The sequence below is a fragment of the Terrabacter koreensis genome (assembly GCF_054783315.1).
The window spans coordinates 1-7,935 of record NZ_BAAGQU010000009.1 but is presented as its reverse complement, the minus strand read 5'-3'; the positions used below and the strand labels follow the sequence as shown (position 1 = coordinate 7,935).

Annotated in this window: 6 protein-coding genes; 2 read left to right on the top strand and 4 right to left on the bottom strand. The window is 68.5% G+C overall.

Going from position 1 to position 7,935, the window contains the following annotated elements; translation table 11 throughout:
- Window positions 1-236 precede the first annotated feature (236 nt).
- The 4 genes from ACYVNR_RS17660 to ACYVNR_RS17645 are packed head-to-tail and all read right to left on the bottom strand — an operon-like array spanning window position 237 to window position 4,405.
- The gene (locus ACYVNR_RS17660) at window positions 237-1,181 is read right to left on the bottom strand and encodes a family 43 glycosylhydrolase (RefSeq protein ID WP_461049789.1); all 945 of its coding nucleotides are present in this window, start codon (window positions 1,179-1,181) and stop codon (window positions 237-239) included.
- Between the two features lie 3 nt (window positions 1,182-1,184).
- Entirely contained in the window at window positions 1,185-2,135 is a 951-nt protein-coding gene (locus ACYVNR_RS17655) for a carbohydrate ABC transporter permease (RefSeq protein ID WP_461049787.1), read from the bottom strand.
- Entirely contained in the window at window positions 2,135-3,100 is a 966-nt protein-coding gene (locus tag ACYVNR_RS17650; RefSeq protein WP_461049785.1) for a carbohydrate ABC transporter permease, read from the bottom strand. The genes ACYVNR_RS17655 and ACYVNR_RS17650 overlap by 1 nt, the downstream gene beginning before the upstream one ends.
- Before the next feature lie 9 nt (window positions 3,101-3,109).
- Window positions 3,110-4,405 (bottom strand): ABC transporter substrate-binding protein, encoded by a 1,296-nt coding sequence (locus ACYVNR_RS17645; protein ID WP_045189299.1) that lies wholly within the window; start codon window positions 4,403-4,405, stop codon window positions 3,110-3,112.
- Window positions 4,406-4,626: 221 nt separating this feature from the next.
- Between ACYVNR_RS17645 and ACYVNR_RS17640 the strand changes: the two genes are divergently transcribed.
- Window positions 4,627-5,649 carry a LacI family DNA-binding transcriptional regulator gene (locus ACYVNR_RS17640; RefSeq protein WP_461049783.1) on the top strand — a complete coding sequence of 341 codons (1,023 nt, stop codon included), beginning with the start codon at window positions 4,627-4,629 and terminating at the stop codon, window positions 5,647-5,649.
- A gap of 143 nt (window positions 5,650-5,792) precedes the next feature.
- Window positions 5,793-7,691 carry a hypothetical protein gene (locus ACYVNR_RS17635; RefSeq protein WP_461049781.1) on the top strand — a complete coding sequence of 633 codons (1,899 nt, stop codon included), beginning with the start codon at window positions 5,793-5,795 and terminating at the stop codon, window positions 7,689-7,691.
- The last annotated feature ends 244 nt before the right edge of the window (window positions 7,692-7,935 follow it).

Genomic DNA, 7,935 nt, shown 5'->3' with positions numbered 1-7,935 from the left:
TGGCATCGATTTTTGACACGCTGTTGAGTTCTCAAGAATCGGACACACACCATCAACCACCTCTGCGAGGAGGCCTCCGGGGCAACCCTTCAAACTTACCCGCTAGTAGCTATCAGGACCAAATCCGGCGATCCGGCCTTCAGGCCGTCCCAGCAGGTCCTGCGCAGTCCCAGCGGTTTCTGCTCGAGCAACTCTACACGAGCTTTGGGGGTGCTCTGACCACCTCCCGAAGCGCCTCACGACAGGCGCAGGCGGTCGCCCTCCCACGAGACGGCATACGGGTCGGTGATCTCGCCGACGAAGGCGCCGTCGCGGTCGTGCACGAACGCGAGGAACCTCGTGTCCCCCGAACCACGCTCGGTGACGAACTTGCCGACGTAGAGCGACGAGTCGTCGATGACCTGGGCACCCGCGATGTCGTAGGGCCCCAGCGGCGACTTGGCGTCCGCAACCCACACCCCGCCCGCGAGACCCTCGGCCCGCGCAGCCTCCGGCATGTCCCCCACCAGGCAGTTGAAGAGCAGGACCTGGCGGCCGTCGACGACGAAGGGCTGGAGCACCTCGAGCTGGCCGAACCCCTGCCCGGGCTCCGAGAGCGGCTCCCGCAGCTCCCAGCTCTCCAGGTCCGCCGACCACGCGTGCCCGACCACCCCGCGGTCCACGGGGTCGCCGTGGTTGGCGCGCGCCGTGATGAGCATGTGCCACCCGTCGCCGTCCGGGTCGGCGAACACCCACGGGTCGCGGAACGCCTCGTCGTGCCAGTGCCCGTCGGAGAGCTTCTCGTACCACCGGGCATCCGCCTCGAGCACCGGGCCGGGCGCCTTGTCCCACACGTAGAGGTCGGACGAGACGGCATACCCGATGGACTGCACGTTCACGCCCTGCTCGTTGAGCCGCGCCCCCGTGTAGAACATGAACCAGCGCCCGTCCGGGTGTCGCACCACCGACCCGGTCCACGTCGCGAGGTCGTCGAACGCCGGCGCGTCCGAGCGCACGAGCGCGTCCGTGACCCGCTCCCAGTGAACGAGATCAGAAGACACCGCGTGACCGACCGACGCCCGGTGGTGACGGGCATGCGGGTCACGCAACGCCTTGGACGCGTACAGGAAGAACAGGTGGTACTGCTCGCCGTCGTCGACGGTCCAGAAGTCCCACACCCACGCCTCGGGGAGCTTGAACACGAGTCAGCCTTTCACGCCGGATGAGGCGATGGAGTTGATGAACGAGCGCTGGAACGCGATGAAGAGGACGAGCACGGGCGCGGTGATCATCGACGCGTACGCCATGATCTGCCCCCACGAGGTGTTCAGCTGCTTGAAGTAGTCGATGCCCACCATCACCGGACGCAGCTCCTCGCTCTGCACCGACATGAGCGGCCACAGGTACTGGTTCCACGTCGGCAGGAACGTCAGGATCGCGACCGTCGCGACCGCCGGCCCCGACAGCGGCATCACGATGCTGCGGTAGATGCGGAACCAGCCCGCCCCGTCGACCTTCGCCGCCTCGTCCAGCTCCTTCGGGATCGAGTCGAAGTACTGGTAGAAGAGGAAGATCGAGAACGCGTTCGCGATGAACGGGATGATCTGCACCTGGTAGGTGTCGAGCCACCCCTCGGTCAGCCCGTCGGGCCCGAGGAACGGCAGCTTGTTGACCCACCACAGCAGCGGCAGCGCCAGCGTCTCGAACGGCACGATCAGCGTCGCGAGGATCAGCCCGAGCACGAGCCCGCTGCCGCGGAACTTGATGCGCGCCAGTGCGAACGCCGCCATCGAGTTCACGACGACCCCCAGCACCACGGTGACGACCGTGATGACGACCGAGTTGGTCATGAACTGGGCGAAGGGAACTCGCCCGAAGACGCCCGTGTAGTTGTCGAGCGACACGTCACCGACCGGCAGGAACGCCTTCCAGCTGCCGAGGTCGCCGAAGATCTGCAGGTCCGGCTTGAAGCTGCTGACGAACATGAAGAGCAGCGGCAGGCCGAAGACGAGGCACAGCACGAGCCGTCCCACGAGGGCGAGCGGCTTGCGTATGCCGCGTCGCCCGTCCGTCGTGCCGCGCGGTGTCGTCGCGGTCGAGTCCGCCACGTGGGCGAGGTGGTCGGCTCCGAGGCCCGGTGCGGTTGCGGTGCTCATCAGGCGTCCTTGTCTCGGGTGAGGTGGCGGTTGACCAGGGTGACGGCGAGCACGAGCACGAAGAAGACGAGCGAGATCGCCGACGCGTAGCCGGTCTGTTGCTGCTGGAAGCCGGTGCGCACCGCCATGAGCACGACCGTCGACGTCGAGTCGAGCGGGCCGCCCTGGGTCATGATGTTGACCTGCGTGAACAAGGCGAACGCCGAGATCGTGATGGTGATGAGGATGAAGGTCCGCGTCGCCCGCAGCCCCGGCCAGGTGACGTAGCGGAACTTCTCCCACGTGCCGGCGCCGTCGAGCTCGGCCGCCTCGTAGAGGTCGCCCGGGATCGTCTGCAGCCCGGAGAGCCAGATGACCATGTGGAAGCCCATCGCCTGCCACGCCGACATGAGGATGATCGCGAGCAGTGCCGTCTTCGGGTCGCCGAGCCAGTCGGGCCCCTCGATGCCGAACTTCAGCAGCACCTGGTTGATGAGGCCGTTCTTCTGGTACATGAACAGCCACAGCATCGACACGACGACCATCGACGTGACGACCGGCAGGAAGTAGATGGTGCGGAAGAAGTTGACGCCGCGCATCTTGACGTTGACGAGCAGCGCCAGCCCCAGTGCGCACGCCGACTGCACCGGCACGATGATCGCCGCGAAGATGACCGTGTTGCGCAGCGACGCCCAGAACGTGTCGTCCTCGAAGAGGCGCACGAAGTTGTCGACGCCGATGAACTCCGCCGGCCGCGGGCTGATGAGGCGGGCGTTGGTGAACGCCAGCCCGAAGGTCAGCCCGATCGGCACGAGCAGGAACGTGATGAGCAGGACGCCGGCGGGGGCCAGCATGAGCAGCGCCGTCGTCGTCGACGAGCGTGAGCCCTTCACCGGGGTGCGGGTCGAGCCGGGCTTGTCGCCTCGCCTGGCCGCCCGCCCCCGTCGCGTCGCCGAGGCGCTCTCGGCCGAGGTGATGGTCGTCATGTCAGTCACTCACTGGAAGTAGCCGTTGGACTTCTGGTTGGCGTCGATGTCCTTGACGGCCTGGTCGAGCGCCTGCTTCGGGTCGGCGCCGTTGAGGATGTCCTGGGCGGTCTTCGTGAACTCCGTTGCGATGAAGGGGTATCCGGGCGTCACGGGACGCAGCACGGCGAACTTCTTCGCGTAGTCGAGGAAGACCTGGTTCTCCCCGCCCTTCTCGTAGCCCTTCACCTGCGCGGCGGCAGCATCGGTCGCCGGGATGTTGTTCGTGTCGCGGGCGACGCTCGCGACGTACTTGTCCTGCGCCGCGAACTTCATGTAGTCGAGCGCGCCGGCCTGGTCACTGCAGTTCTGCGAGATGCCCCACTGCCACGAGCCGCCACCGATCTTCGGGCCGTTGCCGAGGTCCGGCGGCGGGAGGAAGAGCGTGTCCTTGCCGAACGCCTTGCGGGTGTCGACCGCCGTCCACGTGCCGTTGTAGAGGATCGCGGACTTGCCGTTGATGAAGTCCTTGGCCGGGTCGGCGCCCGACTTGAGCGGCACGAGGCCGTCGGTGACGAGGCCGCGGAACCACTTCGCCCACTCGACCGCCTTGGGGCCGTTGAGCGCTCCGTCGGCGGTCTTGTAGCCGTCGCGGTTGACGAGGTCGCCACCGAAGCTCTGCAGCATCGGGGAGTACGCGTAGGGCCACCACTCGCCGGTGAAGCTGGTCGCGATGTCGAGCGGGTTCTGGAAGTCGCCGGACGCCTTGAGCTTCTTCAGGGCCGCGGTGAACTCGTCCTTGGTCCAGGGCTGCTCGACGGTGGGGACGCGGATGCCGTACTTGTCGAGGATCGTCTTGCGCGTGACCATGACGAGCGCGACGTCGTAGTAGCCGTAGGAGTACGTCTTGTTGTCGTACTTGCCCAGCACGGTCGGGAGGTACTTCGACAGCGTGTCGTCGAGGCCCTCGAGCGGTGCGAGGTAGCCGGCCCACGCCCAGTTCGGCACGTTCGGGCCGTCGATGTCGAGGATGCACGGGAGCTTCTTGCTGGCCGCGGCCGCGACGACGGACTGGTTGTACGAGTCCTGCGGGAACGCCTGGACCTTGACCTTGTACTTGCTCTGGCTCGCGTTGTAGTCGGTGACGATCTGCTGGATCGCCGCGAGCTCGGCCTTGTTGCCGGCGTTGTGCGTCCACATCGTCAGCTCACCACCGGCACCGCCGGAGCTCGAGCTGCCGCCCTTGGTGCAGGCGGCCATGGACAGGGGCAGCGCCGCGGCGAGCAGGCCGACGGCGATGCGCTTGGGGGTGGGGGTGAGCTTCATCGGTTCCTCCGGGGTGGTCAGGTCAGCGCCACTGCTAAAACCTTTCAGCACGAGACGTTAGGGCATCCGAGAGCGATGGCACAAGGGGTTGCTAAAACCTTTTCACCAGCAGGTATGCCATGAGGACCTCCTTACCGTGGGGTACGCTGGCCCACGCGCCCCTGGAAGGGCGCACCCGGCATACGCAAGGGTCGCGACGTCGCGACGACCAAGGGGGGCCAGTGAACAAGCGGACGACGCTCGCCGACGTCGCCGAGCGCGCAGGGCTGTCGAAGACGGCCGTGAGCCTCGTGCTCAACAACCGGCCCGGCTCACGCCTCTCCGCCGACGCCGTCGCCCGCATCCACGAGGCCGCCCGCGAGCTCAACTACCGGCCCAACCCCGCCGCACGCTCGCTGCGGCTCGGCAAGACCGGCACCGTCGGCTTCATCTCCGACGAGGTGACGATCACCCGCTTCGCCTCCGCGATGATCCGCGGCCTGCTCGACGTCGCCGACGAACGCGACCACGGCGTCCTCATCGCCGAGACCGGCAACCACCCCAAGCAGCTCACCAAGGCGCTCGAGTTCATGATCGACCGGCAGGTCGACGGGATCGTCTTCGGCTCCCTCACCGCCCGACTGCTCGACCTGCCGCCGCTCCCCGAGTCGATGCGCGCCGTCACCGTCAACGCCCTGAGCCCCACCGTGCCGACGGCGGTGCTGCCCTCGGAGGATGAGGCCGGGTATGCCGTCGCGCGCCAGCTGCTCGACGCCGGCCACGGCAGCAGGCTGGCCATCATCGGCAACGCGCCTGTCGCGCGGTCGGATCCGCGCGTCTCGGCCACGATCGGACGCCGCTTCGACGGCATCCACCGAGCCTTGTCGGAGGCGGGGATCGAGCCGGTCGCCGTCGAGGACTTCGAGATCTGGGAGCCGTGGAACGGCTACGACGCCACGAAGCACCTCCTCGAGTCCGGTGTCGGGTTCAGCGCGCTCATCTGCCTCAACGACCGCGTCGCGTTCGGCGCCCACCAGGCGCTGACCGAGCGCGGGCTGCGCATGCCCGACGACGTGTCCATCGCCTCCTTCGACGACGACGAGATCGCCTCCTACATGCGGCCGGCACTCACGACGGCCCGCCTGCCCTACGAGGAGATGGGGCGCCAGGCGATGGAGCTGCTCCTGCGACCCGACGAGTCACCGGGTGAGCACCTCGTCGAGATGCCGCTGCAGGTGCGCGGCTCGATCCGCGCTCTGGGCTGAGGCTTCTGGGGATCCACAGGCCCTCCCGGCCGCTTCGGCGTCGTCCACAGGCGTGCGCGGCGGCCTCGTGACCCGGCTCGCCTGGGTGCGAGGATGGGCGCGGGCCGAGGCACACGGCATACCCAGTCGGAGGGAGCGACCGCGTGGGCAGGCGATCGGGTAGGCGACGTCACGGTGACGCACGGCTGCGGGTGATCCACGGCGAGGGCCAGCCCAAGCGCGGCACGACTCTCGTGGACGACGCGATGCAGCCGCTCATGGTCGACCTGCGGCGCGGCCTGCGAGCTGACGACCCCTGGCCGCTCCTCGAGTGGGTCTCCGCCATGATCGTTGCCGCCCAGGCCCCCCGCCAGACCGGTGACGAGCCGCTGGGCCTGGCTCCGCTCGTCGAGTCGTTCATCGGTGTCGACCTCGCCGAGACGACCGCGGCACTCTCCGTGCTCGCGGTGCTGCTCGACGACGCCGACATGGTCACCGACATCGAGCAGGAGCTCGCACACCGCACGCAGCCGATGCCCCTGTGGCTCAGGGGACTTCGCGAGACGCGGGTCCTCGACGCACGGCTCATCGACATGCCCGATGCCAGGGGACAGGATCTCCTCCTGGGGGTGGACTGGGCGGGTGGGGGCACCGGCACCTACGTCGTCTACATCGACCACGGGCGCGGCACGGTCGTGAGTGACGCCTTCCCGACTCCGGTGAGCATCGACGTCGTGGTCGGCCAGCTCCGCACCATCGACGACCCGATCGCGCGTGGGTTCGGCTTCGAATCCGAACAGCTCGAGCTCGCCGACGCCCGCGCCCTGGTCGGAGAAGCCCTTGACGCGACCACAGAGGCTCACCACGACCCCGAGTCGGAGACCTGGCCCGCGGGCAGGCCGCTCCTCGACTGGTTGCTGCGGACCCTGCCCGATGGTGGGGTCGGCTGGGCGACTCGAGAGCGTGCACCGTTCGACGACGAGGACGACGCGTACGACCTGGGTGACCTGGGTGACCTCGATGACTCCGACGACATGGTCGAACGCTTCGTCGACGCCATGCTGGCGCCGGTGGATCACCTCGTCGACGAGTTCGCAGCGTCCGACATCGCACGCTCCGCGGGGGTGGACGTCCTCGACGACGCCGCCGACCGGGCCGCTCTCGCGCTGGTGTGCGCGAGCGGGGACAGGCAGTCCGACAAGGCGATGCTCGCGTGGACTCCTGACCGGGTCGAGGACCTCCTCCTCGGCACGCTCCCGCGCTCCTATCTGGTGGGCGACCGGGTGGGGCGCCGCGTCCCGACCGTGGTCGCCTCGTTCGCGGAGTGGTGCCTCGACCGCACCGGCGCGCGGAAGGACCAGATCGCGCATGTCCAGGACGCCGTGGAGCGCTGCCGATCGGCCTATCTCGCGCTCGTCAGCTCGCCCGAGGCCACGCGGCTGCGGCTCGCGGTGCAGGACTACGCGCATCTCCTCGGCGACCCCTTCGGCATGGTGCCGGTCATCGACACGTACGACGACTCCGACTGGAGCGAGTACGTGCTCGACCACCTCGCAGAGTCGGTCGGCGGTCGCGACGCCCTCCTCGTCCTGGACACCGCGCCGCTGCCCGACGAGGACCTCGACTGGACCACCGTGCCCGAGGACGTCCGCGAGCCGGTGGCCGAGGTGCTGGGTCTGCTCGACCGGCTCGCGGCCGAGCACTTCGACGTGGAGCTGCGCACCGCCCAACGCCGGTTCCTCTCGGCGGTTGTCGCAGGCGAGCCTGACATCTTCCGGCGGCGCGGCTCCACGGCCAGCGCGGCTGCCGTCATCGCCTGGCTCGTCGGGCGCGCCAACGGTGTCATCGGCAGCGGCGGCAGCAGCATGCCGGCCGGTGACCTCTGGCCGTACTTCGGCCTCAAGAGCGGGGCGTCGCAGCGAGGGCCAATGTTCCGCCGAGCAGCCGGCCTCGAGGCTTACGGGCTCACCACCACCCTGGGTCGTCCGGAGTGGCTGACGTCAGCTGCCCGCAGGCAGATCACTGAGAGGCGCGACCTGGTGCAGAGCCGCCGCCCTGTCTGAGACGGAGCCTCGTCGTCCGAGCATCGCCATCGCCGTTGGACTGTCGGTGGTAGCACATATGTTCGACTCATGGCATCGGAACCGTCGACGCTCGAGCTCCTGAGGAGCCGGCTGGCTGACCTCGAGGAGCGTCAGCGCGCGGCGGGTGGCGTGGCCGAGGTGGGGTTCTGGCAGCTGTTCTCGGGGCGTATGCCGTCTGCGTCGTCTGGGTCGCGCGCACCTTCCGCGCGGGGTCGGGTCAGGA